The sequence below is a fragment of the Streptomyces thermodiastaticus genome (assembly GCF_014656135.1).
Lineage (GTDB): Bacteria > Actinomycetota > Actinomycetes > Streptomycetales > Streptomycetaceae > Streptomyces > Streptomyces thermodiastaticus.
In genome coordinates this window covers 216,110-238,698 of the sequence record NZ_BNBV01000001.1, presented here as the reverse complement: position 1 = coordinate 238,698, position 22,589 = coordinate 216,110, and the positions used below count along the sequence as shown (strand labels likewise).

The 22,589-nt window shown below is 73.6% G+C and carries 21 protein-coding genes and 1 pseudogene; 13 read left to right on the top strand and 9 right to left on the bottom strand.

Features of this window, described 5'->3' with window-relative positions:
* The first annotated feature begins 4 nt into the window (after positions 1–4).
* From IE286_RS01030 to IE286_RS01010, 5 genes and pseudogenes are all read left to right on the top strand, one after another.
* Entirely contained in the window at positions 5–367 is a 363-nt protein-coding gene (locus tag IE286_RS01030) for a TlpA family protein disulfide reductase (protein ID WP_372462514.1), read from the top strand.
* A 71-nt stretch (positions 368–438) separates the two neighbouring features.
* A complete protein-coding gene (locus IE286_RS01025) occupies positions 439–900 on the top strand; it encodes a flavin reductase family protein (RefSeq protein ID WP_229861914.1) in 462 nt (153 codons plus the stop codon).
* A 233-nt stretch (positions 901–1,133) separates the two neighbouring features.
* Complete coding sequence (locus tag IE286_RS01020; protein WP_189794608.1) at positions 1,134–1,922, top strand: electron transfer flavoprotein subunit beta/FixA family protein; 789 nt, start codon at positions 1,134–1,136, stop codon at positions 1,920–1,922.
* A gap of 57 nt (positions 1,923–1,979) precedes the next feature.
* On the top strand, positions 1,980–2,942 hold the full coding sequence (locus IE286_RS01015) for an electron transfer flavoprotein subunit alpha/FixB family protein (protein WP_189794607.1): 963 nt from the start codon (positions 1,980–1,982) through the stop codon (positions 2,940–2,942).
* Between the two features lie 208 nt (positions 2,943–3,150).
* A pseudogene (locus tag IE286_RS01010) lies at positions 3,151–3,402 on the top strand (DUF6986 family protein); the annotation flags it as partial.
* 84 nt (positions 3,403–3,486) lie between these two features.
* Here IE286_RS01010 and IE286_RS01005 read toward each other — a convergent pair.
* On the bottom strand, positions 3,487–4,563 hold the full coding sequence (locus tag IE286_RS01005; RefSeq protein ID WP_189794606.1) for a LacI family DNA-binding transcriptional regulator: 1,077 nt from the start codon (positions 4,561–4,563) through the stop codon (positions 3,487–3,489).
* A gap of 238 nt (positions 4,564–4,801) precedes the next feature.
* On the opposite strand from IE286_RS01005, the gene IE286_RS01000 reads away from it, so the two are divergent.
* Complete coding sequence (locus tag IE286_RS01000; RefSeq protein WP_189794605.1) at positions 4,802–5,755, top strand: ROK family protein; 954 nt, start codon at positions 4,802–4,804, stop codon at positions 5,753–5,755.
* Between the two features lie 44 nt (positions 5,756–5,799).
* Here the strand turns inward: IE286_RS01000 and IE286_RS00995 are convergent, their stop codons facing one another.
* A complete protein-coding gene (locus IE286_RS00995) occupies positions 5,800–7,854 on the bottom strand; it encodes an NPCBM/NEW2 domain-containing protein (RefSeq protein ID WP_189794604.1) in 2,055 nt (684 codons plus the stop codon).
* A gap of 173 nt (positions 7,855–8,027) precedes the next feature.
* On the opposite strand from IE286_RS00995, the gene IE286_RS00990 reads away from it, so the two are divergent.
* Together IE286_RS00990 and IE286_RS00985 are read left to right on the top strand one after the other, a co-directional pair.
* A complete protein-coding gene (locus tag IE286_RS00990) occupies positions 8,028–8,219 on the top strand; it encodes a hypothetical protein (RefSeq protein WP_189794603.1) in 192 nt (63 codons plus the stop codon).
* Between the two features lie 138 nt (positions 8,220–8,357).
* Positions 8,358–9,401: an NUDIX hydrolase gene (locus IE286_RS00985; RefSeq protein WP_189794602.1), complete on the top strand. Its 1,044-nt coding sequence runs from the start codon at positions 8,358–8,360 to the stop codon at positions 9,399–9,401.
* Positions 9,402–9,627: 226 nt separating this feature from the next.
* Here IE286_RS00985 and IE286_RS00980 read toward each other — a convergent pair whose 3' ends face one another.
* A complete protein-coding gene (locus IE286_RS00980) occupies positions 9,628–10,980 on the bottom strand; it encodes a dipeptidase (protein ID WP_189794601.1) in 1,353 nt (450 codons plus the stop codon).
* Between the two features lie 256 nt (positions 10,981–11,236).
* Between IE286_RS00980 and IE286_RS00975 the strand changes: the two genes are divergently transcribed.
* Positions 11,237–12,517 carry a geranylgeranyl reductase family protein gene (locus tag IE286_RS00975; RefSeq protein ID WP_189794600.1) on the top strand — a complete coding sequence of 427 codons (1,281 nt, stop codon included), beginning with the start codon at positions 11,237–11,239 and terminating at the stop codon, positions 12,515–12,517.
* 136 nt (positions 12,518–12,653) lie between these two features.
* On the opposite strand, the gene IE286_RS00970 is transcribed toward IE286_RS00975, so the two are convergent.
* The gene (locus IE286_RS00970) at positions 12,654–13,106 is read right to left on the bottom strand and encodes a nitroreductase family deazaflavin-dependent oxidoreductase (protein ID WP_189794599.1); all 453 of its coding nucleotides are present in this window, start codon (positions 13,104–13,106) and stop codon (positions 12,654–12,656) included.
* A gap of 168 nt (positions 13,107–13,274) precedes the next feature.
* Between IE286_RS00970 and IE286_RS00965 the strand changes: the two genes are divergently transcribed.
* Entirely contained in the window at positions 13,275–13,964 is a 690-nt protein-coding gene (locus IE286_RS00965) for a TetR/AcrR family transcriptional regulator (protein ID WP_189794598.1), read from the top strand.
* Between the two features lie 334 nt (positions 13,965–14,298).
* Complete coding sequence (locus tag IE286_RS00960) at positions 14,299–15,528, top strand: MFS transporter (protein ID WP_189794597.1); 1,230 nt, start codon at positions 14,299–14,301, stop codon at positions 15,526–15,528.
* 119 nt (positions 15,529–15,647) lie between these two features.
* Here IE286_RS00960 and IE286_RS00955 read toward each other — a convergent pair whose 3' ends face one another.
* The 4 genes from IE286_RS00955 to IE286_RS00940 all read right to left on the bottom strand — a co-directional run bounded on the left by IE286_RS00955 (position 15,648) and on the right by IE286_RS00940 (position 19,416).
* Positions 15,648–16,448 (bottom strand): maleylpyruvate isomerase family mycothiol-dependent enzyme, encoded by an 801-nt coding sequence (locus IE286_RS00955; RefSeq protein ID WP_267969280.1) that lies wholly within the window; start codon positions 16,446–16,448, stop codon positions 15,648–15,650.
* Between the two features lie 60 nt (positions 16,449–16,508).
* Positions 16,509–17,693: an MFS transporter gene (locus IE286_RS00950; protein ID WP_189794811.1), complete on the bottom strand. Its 1,185-nt coding sequence runs from the start codon at positions 17,691–17,693 to the stop codon at positions 16,509–16,511.
* A gap of 113 nt (positions 17,694–17,806) precedes the next feature.
* Positions 17,807–18,379, bottom strand: a complete 573-nt coding sequence (locus tag IE286_RS00945) for an Rv1733c family protein (protein WP_229861902.1) — start codon at positions 18,377–18,379, stop codon at positions 17,807–17,809.
* Positions 18,380–18,636: 257 nt separating this feature from the next.
* The gene (locus IE286_RS00940; protein WP_189794596.1) at positions 18,637–19,416 is read right to left on the bottom strand and encodes a DeoR/GlpR family DNA-binding transcription regulator; all 780 of its coding nucleotides are present in this window, start codon (positions 19,414–19,416) and stop codon (positions 18,637–18,639) included.
* 121 nt (positions 19,417–19,537) lie between these two features.
* On the opposite strand from IE286_RS00940, the gene IE286_RS00935 reads away from it, so the two are divergent.
* Together IE286_RS00935 and IE286_RS00930 are read left to right on the top strand one after the other, a co-directional pair.
* Complete coding sequence (locus tag IE286_RS00935) at positions 19,538–20,419, top strand: SIS domain-containing protein (RefSeq protein WP_189794595.1); 882 nt, start codon at positions 19,538–19,540, stop codon at positions 20,417–20,419.
* A 45-nt stretch (positions 20,420–20,464) separates the two neighbouring features.
* Complete coding sequence (locus IE286_RS00930; RefSeq protein WP_189794594.1) at positions 20,465–21,340, top strand: class II fructose-bisphosphate aldolase; 876 nt, start codon at positions 20,465–20,467, stop codon at positions 21,338–21,340.
* A gap of 33 nt (positions 21,341–21,373) precedes the next feature.
* On the opposite strand, the gene IE286_RS00925 is transcribed toward IE286_RS00930, so the two are convergent.
* On the bottom strand, positions 21,374–22,507 hold the full coding sequence (locus IE286_RS00925; RefSeq protein ID WP_189794809.1) for a methyltransferase: 1,134 nt from the start codon (positions 22,505–22,507) through the stop codon (positions 21,374–21,376).
* Positions 22,508–22,589: the final 82 nt, after the last annotated feature.

Sequence of the window (22,589 nt, the reverse complement as noted above, 5' to 3'; positions counted from 1 at the left end):
TCAGCTGAGCCGCGGGTGCGGCGGACGGGAGAGGGTTCGGGTGCGCGAACGCGACGAGACCACGCGGCTGGGTGAGGCCGAGCTGGGCCGCACACTGGGGGAGCGTGCCACGCTGGTGCAGTTCTCCACCGCCTTCTGCGCCCCGTGCCGCGCCACCCGCAGGGTGCTGAGCGAAGTGGCCGGGATGGTGCCCGGCGTCGCACACGTCGACATCGACGCCGAGGCACACCTGGACCTCGTGCGCGCACTGGACATCGTGAAGACCCCCACCGTGCTGGTCCTTGACGCCGGCGGCCGGATCGTGCGGCGGGCCACCGGACAGCCGCGCACGGTCGACGTCATCGCGGCCCTCGGGGAGGCGGTGTGACCTCCGGTACCGGCACGGCCCGGCGCTCGCCCGGCGCCGCTTCCGTACCCGCCCAGCCCGGCTCGCCGGGTCTGCTGCGCTCTGTCTTCCGGCGGCACGCGGCGGGCGTCGCGGTGATCACCGCGCGCGGCCCGCAGGGACCGGCCGGGTTCACCGCCACCTCCCTCACCTCCGTCTCCGCCGAACCACCGCTGATCTCCTTCGGTATCGGCACCGGTGCCTCCAGCTGGCCCGCCGTCGCCGGCACCGAGTACGTCGGGGTGCACATACTCGGCGAGCACCAGGAGGATCTGGCGGCCACCTTCGCCCGCAGCGGTGCCGACCGCTTCGGTGCGCCCACCGTCTGGCACGACGGTCCCGAGGGCGTGCCGGTTCTCGACGGGGTCCTGGCCTGGCTGGTGTGCCGGATCACCGGACGGGTGCCCGCGGGCGATCACCGCATCGTGATCGCGGAGATCGTCCACGGCGCCTCGGCGGGCCGCGGCCGCCCTCTGCTGTACCACCAGGGACGCTTCACCTCCCTGCGGGACTGACCGGCTGGTCCCGCTCTGTGCGCAGGCGGGCGGTGCATGTCCGGTTCCGGTTACGCTGCGTTGCGAAGGTCACAGTTCAAAGCGCTTGCTTAGCGGGAATGAACTGGGTGTACTGGCGAGTAATGTTTCCCGTCGGAGCGCGCTGCCGCCCCGACCGGGATCAGCCGCTTCGGGCGCCTATGCTGCCTGCAGGAAGGCAGCCCCCGAAATGACGATGCAGTAGGAGAGCCGGCGTGAGCTTGAGGATCGTTGTCACTGTGAAGTACGTGCCCGACGCCACTGGCGACCGGCACTTCGCCGATGACCTGACCGTCGACCGGGACGACGTGGACGGTCTGCTCTCCGAGCTGGACGAGTACGCGGTCGAGCAGGCGCTGCGGATCGCGGAGAACTCCGACGACGACGTCGAGGTCACCGTGCTGACGGTGGGCCCGGAGGATGCCAAGGACGCGCTGCGCAAGGCGCTGTCGATGGGTGCCGACAAGGCCATCCACGTCGAGGACGAGGACCTGCACGGCACCGACGCCATCGGCACCTCGCTGGTGCTGGCCAAGGCCATCGAGAAGGCCGGCTACGACCTGGTGATCTCCGGCATGGCCTCCACCGACGGCACCATGGGTGTCGTCCCGGCGCTGCTCGCCGAGCGGCTGGGTGTGCCGCAGGTGACCCTGCTGTCCGAGGTGTCGGTCGAGGACGGGGTCGTCAAGGGCCGCCGGGACGGGGACACCGCCTCCGAGCAGCTGGAGGCCTCGCTGCCCGCGGTGGTGTCGGTGACGGACCAGTCGGGTGAGGCGCGTTACCCGTCGTTCAAGGGCATCATGGCGGCGAAGAAGAAGCCGGTGGAGTCCTGGGACCTGTCCGACCTGGACATCGAGGCCGACGAGGTCGGTCTGGAGAACGCCTGCACCGTGGTCGAGTCCGCGGCCGAGCGTCCGGCGCGCACCGCGGGCACGATCGTCAAGGACGAGGGCGAGGGCGGCAAGCAGCTCGCCGAGTTCCTCGCGAGCCAGAAGTTCATCTGACAGCCCGCAGTTCGCCTGTCCGTCCCGCACCCTCATCAGCAGGAGAGAAGAAGTCCCATGGCTGAAGTCCTCGTCTATGTCGACCACGTGGACGGTGCCGTCCGCAAGCCCACCCTTGAGCTGCTGACCCTGGCCCGCCGCATCGGCGAGCCGGTCGCCGTGGCCCTCGGCAACGGCGCCGCCGACACCGCCGCCACCCTCGCCGAGCACGGCGCGGTCAAGGTACTCACCCACGACGCCCCCGAGTACGCCGAGTACCTGGTGGTGCCGAAGGTGGACGCGCTGCAGGCCGCCTACGAGCAGGTCTCCCCGGCCGCCGTCCTGGTGTCCTCCTCCGCCGAGGGCAAGGAGATCGCCGCCCGCCTGGCGCTGCGGATCGGCTCCGGCATCATCACCGACGCCGTCGACCTGGAAGCCGGTGACAACGGCCCGGTCGCCACGCAGTCGGTGTTCGCCGCCTCGTACACCACCAAGTCCCGCGTCTCCAAGGGCACGCCGGTCATCACCGTCAAGCCCAACAGCGCCCCCGCGGAGGCCGCGCCGGCCGCCGGCACGGTCGAGGCCCTGAACGTGACCTTCTCCGAGAAGGCCACCGGCACGAAGATCACCGGCCGTACGCCGCGTGAGTCGACGGGCCGGCCGGAGCTGACCGAGGCCGCGATCGTGGTCTCCGGCGGCCGCGGTGTCAACGGCGCCGAGAACTTCGCGATCATCGAGGCCCTCGCCGACGAGCTCGGCGCGGCCGTCGGTGCCTCGCGTGCCGCGGTGGACGCCGGCTGGTACCCGCACACCAACCAGGTCGGCCAGACCGGCAAGACCGTCTCGCCGCAGCTGTACATCGCCAACGGCATCTCCGGTGCCATCCAGCACCGGGCCGGCATGCAGACCTCGAAGACCATCGTCGCGGTCAACAAGGACCCGGAGGCGCCGATCTTCGAGCTGGTCGACTTCGGTGTCGTCGGCGACCTGTTCGACGTCGTCCCGCAGCTGACCGAGGAGATCAAGGCTCGCAAGGGCTGACCCTCCGGTCGCACACGCCCGGGCCCCGCACGGCACGCGCACCGGCGCCGCCGGTCCGTGCCCGGGCAGCAGGCTCTCCCCGGCCCCGCCGAGCTCCGGTTCGGCGGGGCCGAGTGCTGTGCACGGCGGCCGGCGGAGGTGTGCGCCGTGCGTCGTGCCTCCGCAAGGCCGCCCCTGCGCAACTCGCCATCGCAGCCCTACCCGGGCGAGCCGGCAGCCCGTCCACACCGTCTACGTGCCCGCCGACGTCTTCACCGCAGGCACCGTCCGCTCCGGGAGCGACGCGGCCCTCGCCGCGCTCGACGCGCACGCCCCGGACGCGGCGTCCCTCGCCGCCGTCCTCGGCCTCTCCGGCGATCTGGCCGAGCCGGTCCACTCCCGGGTGCGTGCCAAGCTCGCCCGCGAACCCGTCGAGGATCTGCGCTTCGACTTCGAGGAGCGCTTCGCCGGCCGCCGCGACCCCTGACGGCCGGCGGCCGGTGACCGCGCCTCGCCCGTGGCCGTGACGCACGCACCCGGCGTGGTCATGGCCAGCCCGGTGCGCTCACTCCACGGGCGGCAGTTCGCCCGACCCCCGCATCACCAGCCGCGTCGGCAGCTCGATGCGCTCGGGGGCGACATGAGTGCCGTCGCCGTCGAGCTGCAGGAAGAGCCGTTCGGCCGCGGTGCGGCCCAGGGCTGCCGCGTCCTGGGCGACCACGGTGACACCCGGCTGGAGCAGGTCGGCCAGCTCGATGTCGTCGAAACCGACCAGGGCGACCGGGCGCGGATGCCGGGACAGCACCCGGATCACGGTCACCGTCACCCGGTTGTTGCCCGTGAACACGGCGGTGACCGGCTCGGGCCCGGACAGCATCTCCTCGGCGGCCCGCCGCACCCGCTCGGGGTCGGTCGCCCCCAGTGAGATCCACTTCTCGGCCACGGGTATCCCCGCGTCCTCCATCGCCGCCCGGTAGCCGCGCAGCCGCTCGGCCGCGGTGTGGATGCGCGGCATGTCCCCGATGAAACCGATGCGGCGGTGGCCGTGCGCGATCAGGTGTGCCACCCCGTCGCGGGCGCCGCCGAAGTTGTCCGAGAGCACCACGTCCGCGTCGATCCGCCCGGCCGGGCGGTCCACGAACACCATGGCCACCCCGGCACGTATCTCCGGCTCCAGATACCGGTGGTCGTCGCCGGCCGGGATCACCACCAGCCCGTCCACCCGCCGCGCGCACAGCGCCAGCGCGAGTTCCTGCTCGCGTGCGGGGTCCTCGGCGCTGGAGCCGTTGATGAGCAGCGCGCCGTGGGCGCGTGCGACCTCCTCCACCGCGCGGCTGAGCGGGCCGTAGAACGGGTCCGCCAGGTCCTCCAGGATCAGTCCGATGCTCGCCGTGCGGCCCTTGCGCAGCACACGCGCGCTGTCGTTGCGGCGGAAGCCCAGCGCCTGGATCGCCTCCTGGACGCGCCGCTCGGTGTCCGGGGTGACCCCGGGCTCGCCGTTGACCACACGGGAGACGGTCTTGAGCCCCACACCGGCGCGGGCCGCCACGTCCTTCATGGTGGGACGGTTGCCGTAGCGGGATCCGGCGTGGGCCGCGGGGCGGTCGGCGGGGCGGTCGGCTCGGCTGGCGGTTCCTGGCACGATGCGGCGTCCATTCCTGTCGTCCGCGGGTGCGTCGGCCCGCGGAGGTGAGTCGTCCACGGTGGGGTGCGTCGGGTCCCTCACGCGTATGAGGATGTGGCGTCGAGCATAGAGCCTGGACAACGTTGTCATACGCGCGAGAGACTGTGCAGCGCACACTCCGGACCGCGTCCCTACCGCGCGGCCGGCTGCGCCCGCCTTCGGTTTTCCACTGGTGTACGGGGAGATCTGACACGACATGCACACCGACCTCGTGGCCGCGCTGGACATCGGCGGCACCAAGATCGCCGGAGCGCTGGTCGACGGCCACGGCAACATCCTGGTGCGCGCCCAGTGCGCGACGCCCGCGCAGGAGGACGGCGACACCGTGATGGGGGCGGTGGAGGAGGTGCTCGGCCGGCTGGCCCGGTCGCCGCTGTGGGCGCGGGCCACGGCCCTGGGCATCGGCAGCGCGGGCCCGGTGGACGCCTCCGCCGGTACGGTCAGTCCCGTCAATGTGCCGGGCTGGCGCGACTATCCGCTCGTGGAGCGGGCCCGTGCCGCGGCCGGGGGGCTGCCCGTGGAGCTGATCGGCGACGGTGTGGCGATCACGGCCGCCGAGCACTGGCAGGGCGCCGCCCGCGGCCACGACGACGCGCTGTGCATGGTGGTCTCCACCGGTGTGGGCGGCGGCCTGGTCCTGGGCGGCCGGCTGCACCCCGGTCCGACGGGCAACGCCGGGCACATCGGCCACATCAGCGTCGACCTGGACGGCGACGCGTGCCCGTGCGGGGCGCGCGGGTGTGTGGAGCGCATCGCCAGCGGCCCGAACATCGCCCGCCGTGCCGTGGAGATGGGCTGGCGGCCCGGCCCGGACGGCGACACCTCGGCCGCCGCGGTGGCCGCCGCCGCCCGGGCCGGCGACCCGGTGGCCCTCGCCTCGTTCGAGCTGGCCGCGCGGGCCCTGGCCGCGGGCATCGCCGCGACCGCGACGCTGGTGGAGATCGACATCGCGGTGATCGGCGGGGGAGTGGCCAAGGCGGGCGAGGTGCTGTTCGCCCCGCTGCGCCGCGCCCTGCGCGACTACGCCACCCTGTCGTTCGTCCAGCAGCTTCAGGTCGTGCCCGCCCGGATGGGCACGGACGCCGGTCTGGTCGGGGCGGCCGCCGCGGCGCTGGCCCGCCGGGCGGACACGGCGACCGCCGTCTCCTGAACCCGCGCACGGCCGGGGGCCCGCGAGGGGCCGCCCGGCCGGGCTCAGCAGGTCAGCCGGGCGTCGGCCCAGTCGGCGTGGTCGGAGTCGGTGCCGTCCCCGCCGTCGGTGACCACGAGCCGCACCACCTGGGCCCCGGTCACGTCCGCCTCGAGGTGCTGCGCGGGCATCGCGTTGGTGAGGACACCGGTGGAGGCCGCCTCGGTGTCGTCCGCCCAGATCTCGAAGGCGACGGTGCCCTTGGTGTCCTTCTCGTCGTCGACGCCGACCTCCGCGGTGACCGCGGTGCAGGCCCCGCCGGTGTAGTACGTCACGCTGCTCGGCGCGTGGACACCGAGGCCCTTGGCGTACACGGTGCCGCCGATGGTGATCGGGTGCCCGTCGCCCGCGGGGCGCTCACCGTTGCTCGTGTCGCGTTCCACGGGGCCGTAATAACTGGTGGCCGACATCCACGGCAGATCGCTCAGGTACGACGTGCCCGTGGGCGGCGGCACCACCACCGGAACCGTGAGCAGCAGCGCGGCCGACACCGTCCGGCCGTCCGGCGCCCGGTGGCGCACCGTCAGAGTCAGGTCGTACGGACCGGGCTGCGCGTCCTTCGGCGGGGTGACCGCCCAGGCGGTGCGCACAGTGCGGCCCGGCGGCACCGTGGCGGCACGGTCGGGGGTGCGCGCCCGCAGCGTCCAGCCCTCGGGGCCGGTCAGCGACACGGCGACCTCGCGGGCCGGGATGCGGCCCAGGTCGGTCGCCGTGGACGTGAGCGTCGTCGTGTCGCCGGCCACCACCAGGGGCAGGCCGTCGACGCCTAGTTCGACGGCGGGCGGCTTCCCCGCCCAGTGACGGTCGGCCCGCACCCGGACCAGGACGGTGCCGTGCGCGGGCACGGTCGCCGCGATCGTCCCGGCCGTGTGGGAGCTGCGGTGCTGCCACAGGTCGCGCAGGGTGTACCCGCCGGCCGCGGGCAGGCCGACGGCCGTGGCGGTGGTGGCGATGCGCTGCGCGGTGTCGCTCTCGTTGAACAGGGCCACCGCGCGGCTGCCGTCCCGCATCTCCTTGGCGACGACCCAGCGTCCGCCCTCGGAGGAGACGACCGTGCCCTGCTTGCCCAGCGGGTCCTGGTCGACGGCGATGACCTCACGGTTTCCCAGGATGTCCAGCGTCTCAGGGGTCGCCTTGCGCAGATCGGTGCCGATGAGCAGCGGTGCCGCCATGACCGCCCACATCGAGAAGTGGGTGCGGTACTCGGTGTCGGTCATGCCGCCGTTGCCGACCTCCAGCATGTCCGGGTCGTTCCAGTGGCCGGGACCGGCGTAGGGGGCCAGCGGCAGGTTCTTCTTGAGGATGGACAGCATCGACGCCCAGCTGTCGCTGATGTCGCCGGTGGTGCGCCACAGGTGGCCGACGTCGGCGGCCCACTCCCAGGGCTTGTTCTCGCCCCACTCGCAGATGCTGTAGACGATCGGGCGGCCGGTCTTCGCGGTCGCCGCCTTCAGGGCGTCGCGCATCGTGGTGTAGCGCTGCTTCGCGTCGACGCCCTGGTTGTTGCAGTTGTCGTACTTCAGGTAGTCGATGCCCCACTCGGCGAACTGCTCGGCATCGCTGTACTCGTGGCCGAGCGCGCCCGGGAATCCGGCGCTGTTGCAGGTCTTGGTGCCCGCGCTGGTGTAGATGCCCAGCTTCAGGCCCTTGGCGTGCACATAGTCCGCGACGGCCTTGATGCCGTGCGGGAAGCGGGCCGGGTCGGGCACCAGCTTGCCGTCGGCGTCGCGGGAGGGCAGCGCCCAGCAGTCGTCGAGGTTGACGTACTCGTAGCCGGCGTCCTTCAGGCCCGAGGTGACGAACAGGTCGGCGATGCCCTCGACCATGGCCTCATCGAACTCCGGGCCGCAGTGGGTGGCGTTCCAGTTGTTGAAGCCCATGGGCGGAGTCAGGGCCAGCCCGTCGGCGAGAGCGGGCGCGGCGGACGGTCCGCCGTCCGCGGCCGGCGGGTGCCGGTCGGCGGCGACGGCCGCGGGGGCCGTGCCGGCCAGGGCGAGCAGCGACGCGGTGAGGGCTCCGAGCAGTCTTCGGCGGCGGGGACGCGTGGACGGGTGACGCATGGAACGCACCTCCGGGCTCACGACGACGGGGTTACATGCCCACGTCATTCTGTGTGCGGTCACGGTAGTAGCTGTGCGAGTGTGTTGGAAAGAAGGACATGCGCCGTGCCCTGTCGGCTGCCGGCGTGGCGCGCCGGACCGTGACCGATGCCGCTCTGAGCCGTTGACCGGGCATGAAGAAGCGCAGCATGCTCGCCCTCGCCTCCCTCGCCACCGGCTTCGTGGTGGCCGCCGTCTCCCCCTCCCACGCCGAGGACCGCGACGCCCTCGTCGATCTGACCGTCAAGGACGCCGTGGGCACCGTGGACCATGTCGTCGGCGACGAGCTCACCGCACAGAACGACGGCCAGGCCCAGGGACGCTGAGGGCCAGGAACACGACGGCGCCGCCATCCCGTCCGGGGTGCCGGCGCCGTCGTGTGCGCGGTGCCCTCAACTGGGGCTGGTTTCCGTGGCAGGGTGGAGCGGGCAAGCCACTGGGGGTCAACACACGAGGGGGACGGCGTGATCGTCTGGCTCAACGGAACGTTCGGTGCGGGCAAGACCGCCACCGCACGGGAACTGGTCGAGCTGATCCCGAACAGCACGCTCTTCGACCCCGAGGTCATCGGCGGCGCCCTCACGCACCATCTGCTGCCGCCCAAGCATCTCGCCGAGGTCGGTGACTTCCAGGACCTGCCCATCTGGCGCAGGCTGGTGATCGACACGGCGGCCGCGCTGCTCGCGGAGCTGGGCGGCACCCTGGTGGTCCCCATGACCCTGCTCCGCCAGGACTATCGCGACGAGATCTTCGGGGGCCTCGCGGCCCGCCGCATCGGTGTCCGGCACATACTCCTCGCCCCGGCCGAAACGATCCTCCGGGAACGGATAGCCGGGCGGGAGATACCGCCGGACCTGCCCGACGGCGACCTGCGGCTGCGTCAGTGGGCGTTGGACCACATCGAGCCCTACCGGGCCGCCCTCGCGTCCTGGCTCGCCGCCGACGCCCACCTGATCGACACCAGCGCGCTCACCCCGTACGAGACGGCCGTCCGCATCGCCGAGGCCGTCGGCACCGGGGCCGTGGCGCCCTGCGACATCGTGCAGACCCCCGAACCCACCGCCGAGACCGTCGCATCCGGGGTGCTCCTCTTCGACGAACAGGACCGGGTGCTGCTCGTCGACCCCACCTACAAACCCGGCTGGGAGTTCCCCGGCGGTGTCGTCGAGCCCGGCGAGGCTCCGGCCCGCGCCGGGATGCGCGAGGTGGCCGAGGAGACCGGGATACGGCTCGAGGAGGTGCCCCGGCTGCTGGTCGTCGACTGGGAGCGGCCCGCACCCCCCGGCTTCGGCGGCCTCCGTCTGCTCTTCGACGGCGGACGGCTGGACTCCGCCGCAGTGAGCCGGCTGCTGCTGCCCGGACCCGAGCTGCGCGAATGGCGCTTCGTCACCGAGGAGGAGGCCGAGGCCCTGCTGCCGCCGGTCCGCTACGCACGGCTGCGATGGGCCCTGCGGGCCCGTGAGCGGGCCGCCGCGGTGTACCTGGAGGCAGGAGTCCCGGTCGGCTGAATCCCAGGCACGCAGCGCCCGTACACCTGTACGGCCGTATCCGCTGCGCCCGTATCCCGTACGCCCGTGGGCCCGGATGCCGCGCCTCATGCGGGCCGGGCCGGCTCGCCCGGGGGCAGGAGCCGGACGGCACGCGCGTGGTACGGCCGCTCCCAGTCCTCTAGGACCGGCGGCGGCCAGTGCGCAGTCGCCCGGGTCGATGCCGCCCGGCCCGACGCCGCCCGGGTCAACCCGCGTAGGCGCGCAGGAACAGCGCCTCCGCGACCGACATGCGCTCCAGCTCCTCGGGCGAGACGCTCTCGTCGACCGCGTGGATCTGGGCCTCCGGCTCGCTCAGGCCGATGAGCAGGATCTCCGCCTCCGGGTAGAGCGCGGCCAGGGTGTTGCACAGCGGGATGGAGCCGCCCTGGCCGGCGTACTGCAGCTGCTCGCCGGGGTAGGCGACCGCCATCGCCTCGGCCATCGCCCGGTAGGCGGGGCTGTCCGTGTCGGCGCGGAACGGCTGGCCCTGGCCGGCCGGCTCGGTGCGCACCCGGGCTCCCCACGGCGTGTGCGCCTCCAGGTGGGCCTGGAGCAGCTTGGTGGCCTCGGTGGCGTCCAGCCCCGGCGGCACCCGAAGGCTGACCAGGGCGCGGGCGCTCGCCTGCACGGACGCGGTGGCGCCGGTCACCGGCGGGCAGTCGATGCCGAGGACCGTGACCGCGGGCCGGGCCCACAGGCGGTCGGCGACCGTGCCGGACCCGATCAGGTCGACTCCGTCGAGCACCTTGGCGTCGGCGCGGAACTGCTCCTCGTCGTAGGCGAGGCCGTCCCAGGCGGCGTCGGCGGGCAGGCCGTCCACGGTCGTCGAGCCGTCCTCGGCGCGCAGCGAGTCCAGGGTGCGGATCAGCGCCGCGAGCGCGTCCGGGGCGGCACCGCCGAACTGACCGGAGTGCAGGTTGCCCTCGAGGGTGTCGATCCGGACGCGGACGAGCGTCATGCCGCGCAGCGTGGTGGTGACGGTGGGCAGGCCCACCCGGAAGTTGCCCGTGTCACCGATGACGATGGTGTCGGCCGCGAGCAGGTCGGGATGCTGCTCGGCGTACCGCTCCAGACCGCCGGTGCCCTGCTCCTCCGAACCTTCCACGATCACCTTGACGTTGACGGGTATGCCGCCGTTCGCCTTCAGCGCGCGCAGGGCGAGCAGATGCATGACGACGCCGCCCTTGCAGTCGGCGGCGCCCCGCCCGTACCAGCGGCCGTCCCGCTCGGTCAGCTCGAACGGCGGGGTGGTCCACGCGGCCTCGTCCAGCGGCGGCTGCACGTCGTAGTGGGCGTACAGCAGGACCGTTTTGGCGCCCTCGGGGCCGGGCAGGTGGCCGTACACCGACTGCGTGCCGTCCGGGGTGTCGAGCAGCGCCACGTCCGTGAAACCCTCGGCGCGCAGCGCGTCGGCGATCCAGTTCGCCGCGCCCTCGCTCTCGCTCCTGGGATACTGCGCGAAGTCCGCCACCGACCGGAAGGCCACCAGCTCGGCCAGCTCCTGCCGGGCCCTGGGCAGCAGGGCGGCGACGGTCTCGGCGACCGGATGCGACGACATGGGCACGCTCCTCGTAGGTGCGTCGGCGTGCTCGGCAGCGCCCGGAGGACGCCGGGTGAGCACCGCGGTGTTCAGGATGGTCGTGTCAGCGTAGGCGCGCCCCCCTGAGCCGCGCACGCATCCGCCGATCCTCCCACAGCGGCCTGTGATCGCGACCGCCGTAGGATGCGTGGGACAGATGGGGGTACCCCCTTGCTCGCGCGAAGCCGGGAGCGCGGGGTGAGGCAGTCGGCTTGATCTGGAGCGGTGGACGAACGTGAGCAGCGGCAACTCTTCGGCGGACGACGTGCGGCAGGTGTGGGACGTCGTCGTGGTGGGCGCGGGACCCGCGGGGGCCTCGGCCGCCTACGCGGCGGCGGTCACCGGACGGCGCGTGCTGCTGCTGGAGAAGGCGGAGCTGCCCCGCTACAAAACCTGCGGCGGCGGGATCATCGGTCCCTCGCGGGACGCGCTGCCGCCCGGGTTCGAGCTGCCGCTGAAGGACCGGGTGCACGCGGTGACGTTCTCCCTGGAGGGCCGGTTCACCCGCACCCGCCGCTCCAAGCAGATGCTGTTCGGCCTCGTCAACCGGCCGGAGTTCGACCAGCAGCTCGTCGAGCACGCGCAGAAGGCGGGCGCCGAACTGCGCACCGGCGTCACCGTTTCGCGGGTCGAGCAGCACGGGGCCGCGGTGCCGGACCGGCGCACGGTCGCGGTGGTGCTGCAGGGCGGTGAGACGGTGCTCGCCCGGGCCGTGGTCGGCGCCGACGGCAGTGCCAGCCGGATAGGAGCCCACGTCGGGGTGAAGCTGGACCAGGTGGACCTCGGCCTGGAGGCGGAGATCCCGGTGCCCGAGACCGTCGCCGAGGACTGGCGCGGACGTGTGCTGATCGACTGGGGCCCCATCCCGGGCAGCTACGGCTGGGTGTTCCCCAAGGGCGACACGCTGACGGTCGGTGTGATCTCGGCCCGCGGCGAAGGCGCCGCCACCAAGCGGTACTTCGAGGACTTCATCGCCCGCCTGGGCCTGGCGGGCTTCGAGCCGCGCATCTCCTCCGGGCACCTGACCCGCTGCCGGACCGAGGACTCCCCGCTGTCCCGCGGACGGGTGCTGGTGTGCGGGGACGCCGCGGGCATGCTGGAGCCGTGGACCCGTGAGGGCATCTCCTTCGCGCTCAGGTCCGGGCGGCTCGCGGGGGAGTGGGCGGTCCGGATCGCCGAGGCGCACGATGCGGTGGACGCCCGCCGCCAGGCCCTGAACTACGCCTTCGCCCTCAAGGCCGGTCTCGGGGTGGAGATGTCCGTCGGCAAGCGCATGCTGGCCGTGTACCAGCGGCGCCCCGGCCTGTTCCACGCCGCGCTGACCGGCTTCCGCCCGGCCTGGCGGGCTTTCCGGGACATCACCCAGGGCTCCACCACCCTCGCGGAGATCGTGCGCACCCACCCCGTGGCCCAGCGTGCCCTGACGGTGCTGGACCGGCGGCCCGCGACCGAGGCCGGGCCCGAGGAACACCAGGCCCGGGGTGAGCAGGACGGTCGGGAGACGGCCGCGTCCTGACCAGCGCCGTCGTCGCCGGGGCGCCGCCGCCTGTGCCGGTGACGCCCCCGTTCACAGCGGAACGCCGCCCCTTCTCCCAGCGGGACGCCCCTCTCGCGGTGGCCGCCCCCGCCCCGGACGGTCGCTGCGCCATGCGTCACTGCGTGACCGTGATCCGGAACACGGGGTGGTCGGCGGCGACCCGGGCGATCTCCTCGTCGGAGGAGGCCGCCGTGACGCCGTCGAAGAACGTGCCGACCTGCCAGCCCCACCGCCGCAGATAGCTCCGCAGCACCGGGACCTTCTCGGCGTCGGGCACCTCCACCGCGCGGAACGGGCGCACCGTCCGTCCGACGCGCAGCTCGCCGCCGCCCGCGGCCCGCATGTTGCGCACCCACTGCGAGTGGCCGCGCGCCGAGACCAGGTACCGGGCGCCCTCGTGGGTGTGCGGGTTGACCGGGAGGCGCTGCGGTGTGCCGCTGACACGGCCCCGTACGGTCAGCTCCGCGCTGCCCGCCAGGCTCAGCCCGTACCGGGCCAGCCGGCCGACGGCTCGGTTGAACAGTGCGGTCAGCGGGCCGGCCTCGCGGTAGTACGGCGACGACGTCATGGTGACCCCCAAGGGTGCGGCCACAGAAGTGGCGACGAATGCGAGAGCAGTGCTCTCTCCGTGTTCCAGTCTGCATTGAGCAGTGCTCCATAGCAAGAGCACTGCTCTCGTCCGTGTTCCGTGATCTTGCTTGTGTGCAGTGCTCCGCCGGTGTGCGAGACTGCCGCCATGAGCACCGCACAAGGCGCCCGGGCCCGGGCCCGGACGGAGATCACCGCCGCGATCAAGGACGAGGCACGCCGGCAGCTCGCCGCCGAGGGAGCCGCGAAACTCTCCCTGCGCGCCGTGGCCCGCGCGCTCGGCATGGTCTCCTCCGCGCTGTACCGGTACTTCCCCAGCCGCGACGAGCTGCTGACCGCGCTCATCGTCGACGCCTATGACTCCCTGGGCGCGGCGGCGGAGACGGCCGAGAAGCAGGTCCACGACGCGGGACCGCTGCACCGCTGGACGACCGTGTGCGAGGCCGTCCGCGCCTGGGCCATGACTCACCCCCACGAGTACGCGCTGCTGTACGGCACACCCGTCCCCGGCTACACCGCACCGCAGACCACCGTCCAGGCGGCCTCCAGGGTCGGACTGCTCCTCATCGCCATCGCCCGCGACGCCCACCGGGACGGCACCCTCTCCGCACCCGCGCTGCCCGCCGACCTGCACCCCGAGGCCACGCGGATGGCCGCCGACCTCGCCCCCGACCTGCCGCCCGAGGCGGTCGCCGCGCTCGTCGCCGCCTGGGCGCAGCTGTTCGGCCTGATCGGCTTCGAGGTGTTCGGACAGTTCCACGGCGTGGTGGAGCACCGGGAGCCGTTCTTCCGGCAGGCTGCGCTCCGGCTGGCACAGGGAGTGGGTCTGGCCTGCTGACGACACCCGCGACGACGGCCCGGGCGACGACCGCGCAGGTGCACACCGCCTCGACGTGCGCTCACCGCATGCCGGTCGGGGCGGATGCGCCCGTCGGCTGCGGTGGCCGACCGGCGCGGCACACATCGGCAACCCACACCGAGAACGACGCGGTTCGGCGACGCAGCCGTCAACTGAGCGTTCCGCACAGGCCTGCTGATGATCGCAGGGGCTGGAGATCATGCCAAGGGGGGCGCGAGCCCCTCCAGCCCGCGCCCGCCGCCACACCGAACAGCTGCTATGCTGACCCCGCTCGCCTTCGGCGCCCCAACGGGAGCGCACGGAGGCTTTTTTCATGCCTTCTGACACGTCCTCGTCCGCATCCAGCGCACCTCCCACCACCAGCTACCGCGCCCTGCTCCGCAACCGGGAGTTCGCCGGGCTGTACGCCGGCTTCACACTGTCGGTCGCCGCGAGCACCTTGTCGGGTTTCGCGCTCGGCACGCTGGTCAGCCGGCAGACCGCGTCTCCGTTCCTGACCGCCGTGAGCATGTACGGCGCCACCTTCGCGACGGTGCTCGGCGCGCTGACACTGATGTCCGTCGCGGACGGGAACCGTCCTCGGCGCACCCTGGTCGCACTCCAGTGCGTGGCACTCGCGGGTGTTGCCGCGCAGGCGATACCGGGACTGCCGCTCGTCGTCCGGTTCGGTCTCCTCCTCGTGCTGGGGTTCTTCCAGTCCCTGCAGAACGGGACACGGATGGGGCTCCTGGCCGAGGTGGTGCCGTCCTGTGCGTACGCCCTGGCACGGTCGTTGATGAACATCACCTCCGGCGGTATGTCGGTCATCGGCTACGCGGTCGGCGCCGTGCTGCTGCGCTGCCTGACCCCGCAGGGAGTCTTCGTCACGGCGACGGCCCTGACCGCGGCCGGACTGCTCGTGGTGGCGGCGACCGTGCGGAACCACTCGATCCGTCCGGTCCGTCGCCCCGGGCCGCGCCAGACCTGGACCACGAACGTGGCGCTCTTCTCCCACTCCGGTCAGCGTGCGCTGCTGCTGAACCTGTGGGTCCCCAACGGCCTGATCGTCGGCTGCGAGGCTTTGTTCCTCTCCTACGCGCCCGGACATGCCGGCGCGCTGCTGGCCGCCGGATCGGCGGGCATGCTCCTCGGCGACCTGACGGTCGGGCGCCTGCTCACCGCCGGGCAGCGGCGCCGTTGGGCGTTCGCGCTGCGTCTGCTGCTCGCCGTGCCGTACCTGCTGTTCGCCGTCCATCCGCCGGTGCCGGTGGCGACGGCCGCGGTGTTCCTCGCCAGTGCGGGGTTCGCCGCCACCCTGCCGCTGCAGGAGCAGCTTCTCGCGCTGACCCCGGAACCGGTCCAGGGACAGGTGCAAGGAGTCGAGTCCGCCGGCCGGATGGCGTGGCAGGGCATCGGCGCCGCGATCGCCGGCGGCGTCGCCCAGTACACCGGTCCTGCCGCGGCCATCACGGCCGCGGCGGCGTGCTCGGTCGCCGTCACCGTGGTGTCGCGGCCCTTCGTGATCCGCGCCTGGGCCGTTCCTGCCGGGACGGCCGGGGCATGAGCCGGACCGGCTCGTCCGGGCCGGCGGAGCGAGTCACACACCCCGGCGCCGCACACCTGGCCGGGCGCCGACGCCGTGAGCTGCGCACCGGGGCCGTCATGCGGGCACACCCGGGGCACTCAGACGATCGCCGAGGTGTCCCGCCACAGTGCGGCGAGCGAGGCGTCGCCCGTCACCGCCGGCACCGGCACACGGTTCCACAGCGCCAGATACAACCGGCCGGCGGGACCGGTGAGTTCGGCGTCCGCGTCCTCGGACGCGTCCAGGACGGTCACCGGCGGATCCTGCGACAGCCGGACCGTCCACACCGCGAGCGTGGCACCGCCGGTGTCGTCACCCGAGCCGTCACTGCCGGTGCCCGGGCGGCCTTTGGCGGTGGCCCGCACCCGCAGCACACGTGGCCCGGCGGTGCGCACCTTGCTGCGCGACCGCGCGTGGAATCCGCGCAGCAGCTCGTCGATGCCGTCGAGGGCGAAACCGGTGTCCACGGCCGTGACGGCGCCGCCGCGTGCCGCTTCCGCGTCGAAGCGGTGGACGGCCGTCTCGTGCGCCTGCCGCCGGATCCAGAAGGCCAGCGGCGACGCAACCGGCGCCGGGTGGAACGTCCAGCACCGTACGTCGTCCGGTGCCTCGGCCAGGGTGTCGACCAGGCGGCGGTGGCCGGCCCGGTACCAGGCGAGCAGGTCCGTGCCGTCGAGGTCCGGCGGATCGCCCATCGGGCGGGGCGCGGTGTGTGCATCGGCGACGAACGCGGTGGCCCACCGGTGCACCACACCGGTGTGGCGCAGCAGGTCCCGCACGCTCCAGCCCGGGCAGGGCGGCACCCGCGCGTCGGTGCCGGCCGCCTCGGCCGCCTCGGCCAGCAGCCGTCCCTCCCGGTCGAGCGCGCCGAGCAGCTCGGCAGTCCCCACAGTCTTCATGACAGGGAGTGTGCCGGACATCGCACGGGGCGCGGCAGGGTTCCGCCGGCACCCGGGCCGTCACCGGCCGGCGGTCCGACGGGTGGTGAGCCCGATCGCGGCGGCGACGGCGGCCAGGACGGCGACGCTGGTGAGCGCGGCCGGCAGCGACAGCCAGTCGGTCATGAAGCCGATCGCCGGGGGACCGAGGAGCATGCCGCCGTAGCCGAAGGTGGAGGCGACCGCGACGCCGCTCGGGCCGGCCAGGGCACCGGCGCGTTCGACGGCGACCGGGAAGAGGTTGGCCAGCCCGAGCCCGGTCACGGCGAACCCGAGCAACGCCGCCCCGACGGACGGGGTGAGCGAGGCGAGGAGCATGCCGGCCGCGGCGGTGCAACCGCCCGCGACGATCGTCCGGGTGCGGCCCAGTCGTTCCAGCAGAGCGGTCCCCGACAGCCGGCCGATCGTCATCGCCAGCGCGAAACAGGCATAACCGGCCGCCGCCACGCCCGGTGAGGCCCCCAGGTCCTGCTGGAAATGCAGCGCACCCCAGTCGGCCATGGCACCCTCGCCGTACGCCGTGCACAGGGCGACCAGCCCGAGGACGAACACCACGCCGCGGCTTCCCGCACGGCCCGCATGCGTGTCCTCGGCGGGCCCGGCCCGGCCTCGGTCCGCCGCCGTGTGTCCGTGTGCCGGTGCCGGGGGCTTCCGCCGCAGCAGGGCGCGCCCCGCCACGCCGGTGACGAGCAGGCCGGTCACGGCGAGGGCCAGCAGATGGCGGGCGGGGGACAGGTGTGCGGCCACCAGTCCGCCCAGCCCGGACCCCACCATGCCGCCGAGGCTGAAGGCCGCGTGGAAACTGGGCATGACCGGCCGGCGCAGTGCGGCCACCAGATCCACGGCCGCGCTGTTGAAGGCGACGTTGATGCCGCCGTACGCGGCGCCGAAGACCAGCAGGACGGCGGCCAGGGCCGGGGCCGAGCGGGTCAGCGGCGGCAGGGCCACGCTGAGCGAGAGCAGCACGGCGCACACCACGGTGACCGGGTGACTGCCGTAACGGCGGCACAGACGGCCGGTGAGAGTCATCGTGACGACGGCGCCCGCGGACACGCCCAGCAGGGCCAGGCCGAGCGATCCGGCGGAGGCGTGGACCTGGTGCTTGATGTCGGGGATGCGGACGACCCAGCCGGCGAAGACGAAACCGTCGAGGGCGAAGAACGTGGTGAGCACGGCCCGCAGCCGGCTCAGGTCGCGGTCCGGCACGGCGCTGTGCGAACGGACTTTGTTCAGTGGCGGCACAAAAGGAGGCTACGGGCGCGCGGAGGCGGCGGCAAGAGCGCCGGGGCGCGCAGCCGCCGGGCGGAGGGGCGTGGGCGTCAGCCGGTCTTCCGCCGCCACTGCGCGTCCACGCGGGCCCATTCCTCCTCCCACTGGTCGAAGCGGCGCCGGTCGAGGCGGGCCTGGACCAGTTTGGTGCCGCCGATCACCAGCCCGGCGCCGGCGGCCGATGCCCACAGACCGCCCAGGCAGGCCTGGAAGGCGGTGTCGGCGGCGGAGGCGGGCGGGTGTGTCAGCGTGCCGCGTCCGTCGGTCCACACCGTCAGCTGCGCGCCGGGGGTCGCGGAGGCCGGGATCCGGGTCCGTCCGGTGTGGGCCGAGCCGTCCGGGTCGGTCCACCGGACCGTGCCCCACACCAGCGCGCTGCTCGTCGGCCGGGCGGAATCCCCGGGCGGTTCCTGGACTACCACGGCCCGCACGGGCTGGCTCCGCGCGCGGGCCTGCTCCGCGCTGTGCTGGATCGCGCCTGCCGTCAGCAGACCCGCCACCAGACCGCCGGCCACGGCGAGGACCCAGGCCACGAGCAGGATCCATCCCTCGACGACGTCGCAGGTCCGCCGCAGCGGATTGCGCCGCCATCGCCACAGCCACACTCCCGCGCGACGTGTCACCGTCGACACCCCCTCGTGAGCACGGACGGCCTACTGCCAGTGTGCCCCCAGGGGAGAGTCCGGGCCTCCGCGACGCAGGAGGCGCCCGTGGCCGCGAGGTGCCGAGGTGCCGCGGCGCACCCGGACACACCCGGGGCATGCCGGTCGTGTCCGCCGGCAGGTGCGGGTCGAGGGCCGCGCGAGGCCCGGCCGCGGCCCCGATCCCGCGCGGACGCGGTCGTGCCGCTGGGCGCGGCGGCGGTGCGGGCAGCGGTGGTTCAGACGGTGACGACCCGGATCCCCGCGTCCTCGAAGCCGCGCACGGCGTCCGGCGTCGCCGCCGTGTCCGTCACCAGCGTGTCCACCGACCGGGCCGTGCAGATCCGGGCGAAGGCACGGCGGCCGAGCTTGCTGGAGTCCGCGGCGACCACCACACGGCCGGCGCGTTCGCACAGCAGCCGGTTGATCGCCGCCTCCGCCTCGTCGTCGGCCGCGGCACCGTGGGTGACGTCGAAGGCCACCACGCCCAGCACCGCCACGTCCAGCGTGATCTGCCCCAGCACACCGTCCGCCAGCGGGCCGATCAGCTCGTACGACTGAGGGCGGGCGACGCCACCGGTCACCACGATCTTGAACTGGGGCCGCACGGCCAGCTCGTTGGCGATGTTGAGCGCGTTGGTCACCACCGTCAGGGCCGGCGACCCCGAGGCGAGGTCCTCACGCACGGCCAGGGCACGGGCCACCTCCGTGGTGGTCGTCCCGCCGGTCAGGCCGACCGCCTCGCCCGGAGCCACCAGAGAGGCGACGGCCTGGGCGATCCGCTGCTTCTCGGAGGCCCGGCGCGCTGTCTTGTAGCGCAGGGGCAGCTCGTAGGAGACCCCGTGCACGACCGCGCCACCCCGGGTGCGGATCAGCATCTGCTGCTCGGCGAGCCGGTCGAAGTCCCGCCGGATCGTCGCGGCCGACACGCCCAGCTCGGCCGCCGCCTCCTCGACGTCCAGCCGGCCCCGCTCGACCAGGAGTTCCAGCAGCGCCTTCCAGCGGGCGTCGCGCGACATGGGTGGCCTCCGTTTCCTGCTTCTTCGCGACCCTAACGCACCCATGCGCCGTCAAGATGCTTGAACCTGCTCGAAACCAGTGGCTATCGTGCACGAACAATCACACGGCGAAGGGGCTGCCATGAGCCATGCCGAGGACGAACTGACCAGCCAGCCCGAGTGCTGGGCCCGCGTCGCGGCCGAGGCCGCCGGACACCGCACCGCACTGCCGGCCCCGGGGGAACGGGTGGCGATCGTCGGCTGCGGGACGTCGTACTACATGGCCCAGGCCGCCGCCGTGCTGCGCGAGAGCGCCGGGCAGGGCGAGACCGACGCCTTCGCCGCCTCGGAGTTCCCACACCACCGCTCCTACGACCGCGTCGTCGCCCTCACCCGCTCCGGCACCACCACGGAAGTCCTGAACCTGCTGGACAGGGCGAAGGGCCGGACGCGCACCACCGCCGTCACCGCGGACCCCGCCACACCGGTCATGGACGCCGCCGACGACGTGGTCGTGCTGGACTGGGCCGACGAACGCTCCGTCGTGCAGACCCGGTTCGCCACCACCGCGCTGACCCTGCTGCGCGCCCACCTCGGCCTGCACACCGACGCCGTCGTCGCCGACGGCCGCACCGCCCTGGCCGAGCCGCTGCCCGAGGGACTGCCCGGCTGCACCCAGTTCACCTTCCTGGGCCGCGGCTGGACGGTCGGGCTCGCCCACGAGGCCGCCCTGAAGATGCGTGAGGCCTCCCTGTCCTGGACCGAGGCCTACCCGGCGATGGAGTACCGGCACGGCCCCATCAGCATCACCACCAGGGGCACCGCCACCTGGATGCTCGGCCCGGCCCCGGACGGCCTGGCGGACCAGGTGCGCGCCACCGGCGGCATGTGGATCGACGGCGGCCTCGACCCGCTGGCCGAACTGGTCCGCGCCCAGCGCCTCGCCCTCGCCGTCGCCGCGTCCCGCGGACTCGACCCGGACCGGCCGCGCCACCTGACCCGCTCCGTCGTCCTCACCCCCTGACACCTTGGCCCCGACCCCCTGCCCCCACCCTCGAAAGGACCGGTCGTGCCGCTTGCAGCCACCGGTGAGCTGGTCGGCGCCGCCGCCGCTGCCCGCTCCGCCGTCGCCGCCTTCAACGTCATCACCCTGGAACACATCGAGGCGGTCGTCGCCGGCGCGGAGCAGGCCGGCGCGCCCGTGGTCATCCAGGTCAGCGAGAACACGGTCGCGTTCCGCTGCGGGCGGCTGCTGCCGCTGGCCCGGGCCGCGGTCACCGCCGCCGAGCACGCCGCCGTCCCGGTCGCGCTGCACCTGGACCACGTCCAGCGCGACGACCTGCTGCGGCAGGCCGCCGACGCCGGCTTCAGCTCCGTCATGTACGACGCCTCCCGGCTGCCGTACGCGGAGAACCTCTCCCGCACCCGGAGCGCCGCCGACTGGGCGCACGCCCACGGGCTGTGGGTGGAGGCCGAGTTGGGCCAGATCGGCGGCAAGGACGGCCGGCCCTCGCTGGACGCCCACGCCCCCGGCGCCCGGACCGACCCGGGGGAGGCGCACGCGTTCGTCACCGCCTCCGGGGTGGACGCCCTCGCCGTGGCCGTGGGCACCACGCACGCCATGACCGAGCGGACCGCCGCGCTCGACCACGACCTCGTCAAACGGCTCGCCGACACCCTGGACGTCCCGCTCGTCCTGCACGGCTCCTCCGGCGTGCCCGACGGCGAACTCGCCCAGGCCGTCGCCGGCGGCATCGGCAAGGTGAACGTCGGCACCGCCCTCAACGCGGCCCTGACCCGCGCCGTCCGCTCCGCCCTCGCCGCCCGCCCGGAGGCGGTCGACTGCCGGAGCTACCTCACGCAGGGCCGGGAGGCGATGGCCGCCGAGGTGGCCCGTCTCATCGGCGTGATCGGCACCCCGCGGACGACGGCCGCACCCCGCTGACCGGCCGGGGCCGCGACGCGAGGACCGGCTCGGTCACCTCTTGACGGCGCGCAGCACCACGAACTTCGGGTCGCTCGCCACCAGCCGGCAGTTGTCGAACACCCGGCGCAGCTTGACGTGATAGCCCAGATGACGGTTGCCCACCACCCACAGCTCGCCGCCGGGGCGCAGCGCCCGCCGCGCCCCGGTGAACATCCGCCAGGCCGTCGCGTCCGTCGTCGCCTGATGCGAGTGGAACGGCGGGTTGTTGAGCACCAGGTCCACGCTGCCGGCCGCCACTTGCGACAGCCCGTCGCCCACCCGGAACTCGGCGTGCCCCGGCACGTCGTTCGCCCGGTACGTCGCCTGGGCCGAGGCGATGGCCTGGAACGACTCGTCCGTGAACAGCACCTCGGCCTGAGGCGCGGTCAGCGCCATCGCCAGACCGACCACGCCGTTGCCGCAGCCCAGGTCCACCACCCGCCGGGCGCGCGGCGCCTTCGGCAGCTGACGCAGGAAGAAACGTGTGCCGATGTCGAGCCGGTCCGCGCAGAACACCCCCGCGTGATTGACGACCGTCCGGCCGGAGACGGCACCGACGTCCTGAGGCAGCGTGTACGTGTGCGGCCACGGATTGCCGGGCCGCCGCAGCGACGGATCCGGGGTGCAGAAGATCAGCCGGGCCTTGCGCCGGGCGAGCGAGGTCCGGGTCGGGCCCAGGATCCGCTCGAACAACGTCAGCGTGGAGGTGTGGATCTCCTTGACCATGCCGGTGCCCACGACGACCGTGCCGGCGTGCACCGCGGGCGCCAGCCGCAGCAGCTGGTCCTCCAGCAGCGCCAGGCTCTTGGGCACCCGCACCAGCAGCACGTCGATCCGCTCCGGCGGGGCGTCCTGGGTGGTGAGCAGCTCCACCGCGCCGGGTTCGACGCCGTTGCGGGCCAGGTTGGCGCGGGTCGCCTCCTGCCCGAGCCAGGAGTCGGTGATCTGCACCGGCCGGTGCGCCGCCAGCGCGGTCACCAGGGCGCCCCAGCGGTCTGTGAGGACCACCACGTTCCCCGACAGACCGACCGGCTGGCCGGCCAGATGCTCCAGCAGGTACGCGTCGGAGGCGTCCCAGGCACGCAGCCGGTCGCGCGGGTCCTCGGGGAAACGGGACAGTTTCAGCTCGCCCCAGGGGGTGGTCATCGGGTCGTTCATCGTCCGTCCAGGCTAGCGGAGCCCCGGCTCCGGACCGCCGGACGGCGGCCGGCCCGGCCGGGGCAGTATG

Excerpts from the sequence above, each read along its gene's own strand:
- IE286_RS01015 (WP_189794607.1), top strand. The coding sequence starts at position 1,980 with ATGGCTGAAGTCCTCGTCTATGTCGACCACGTGGACGGTGCCGTCCGC.
- IE286_RS01000 (WP_189794605.1), top strand. The coding sequence starts at position 4,802 with ATGCACACCGACCTCGTGGCCGCGCTGGACATCGGCGGCACCAAGATC.
- IE286_RS00995 (WP_189794604.1), bottom strand. The coding sequence starts at position 7,854 with ATGCGTCACCCGTCCACGCGTCCCCGCCGCCGAAGACTGCTCGGAGCC.
- IE286_RS00990 (WP_189794603.1), top strand. The coding sequence starts at position 8,028 with ATGAAGAAGCGCAGCATGCTCGCCCTCGCCTCCCTCGCCACCGGCTTC.
- IE286_RS00980 (WP_189794601.1), bottom strand. The coding sequence starts at position 10,980 with ATGTCGTCGCATCCGGTCGCCGAGACCGTCGCCGCCCTGCTGCCCAGG.
- IE286_RS00970 (WP_189794599.1), bottom strand. The coding sequence starts at position 13,106 with ATGACGTCGTCGCCGTACTACCGCGAGGCCGGCCCGCTGACCGCACTG.
- IE286_RS00965 (WP_189794598.1), top strand. The coding sequence starts at position 13,275 with ATGAGCACCGCACAAGGCGCCCGGGCCCGGGCCCGGACGGAGATCACC.
- IE286_RS00960 (WP_189794597.1), top strand. The coding sequence starts at position 14,299 with ATGCCTTCTGACACGTCCTCGTCCGCATCCAGCGCACCTCCCACCACC.
- IE286_RS00955 (WP_267969280.1), bottom strand. The coding sequence starts at position 16,448 with ATGAAGACTGTGGGGACTGCCGAGCTGCTCGGCGCGCTCGACCGGGAG.
- IE286_RS00940 (WP_189794596.1), bottom strand. The coding sequence starts at position 19,416 with ATGTCGCGCGACGCCCGCTGGAAGGCGCTGCTGGAACTCCTGGTCGAG.
- IE286_RS00935 (WP_189794595.1), top strand. The coding sequence starts at position 19,538 with ATGAGCCATGCCGAGGACGAACTGACCAGCCAGCCCGAGTGCTGGGCC.
- IE286_RS00925 (WP_189794809.1), bottom strand. The coding sequence starts at position 22,507 with ATGACCACCCCCTGGGGCGAGCTGAAACTGTCCCGTTTCCCCGAGGAC.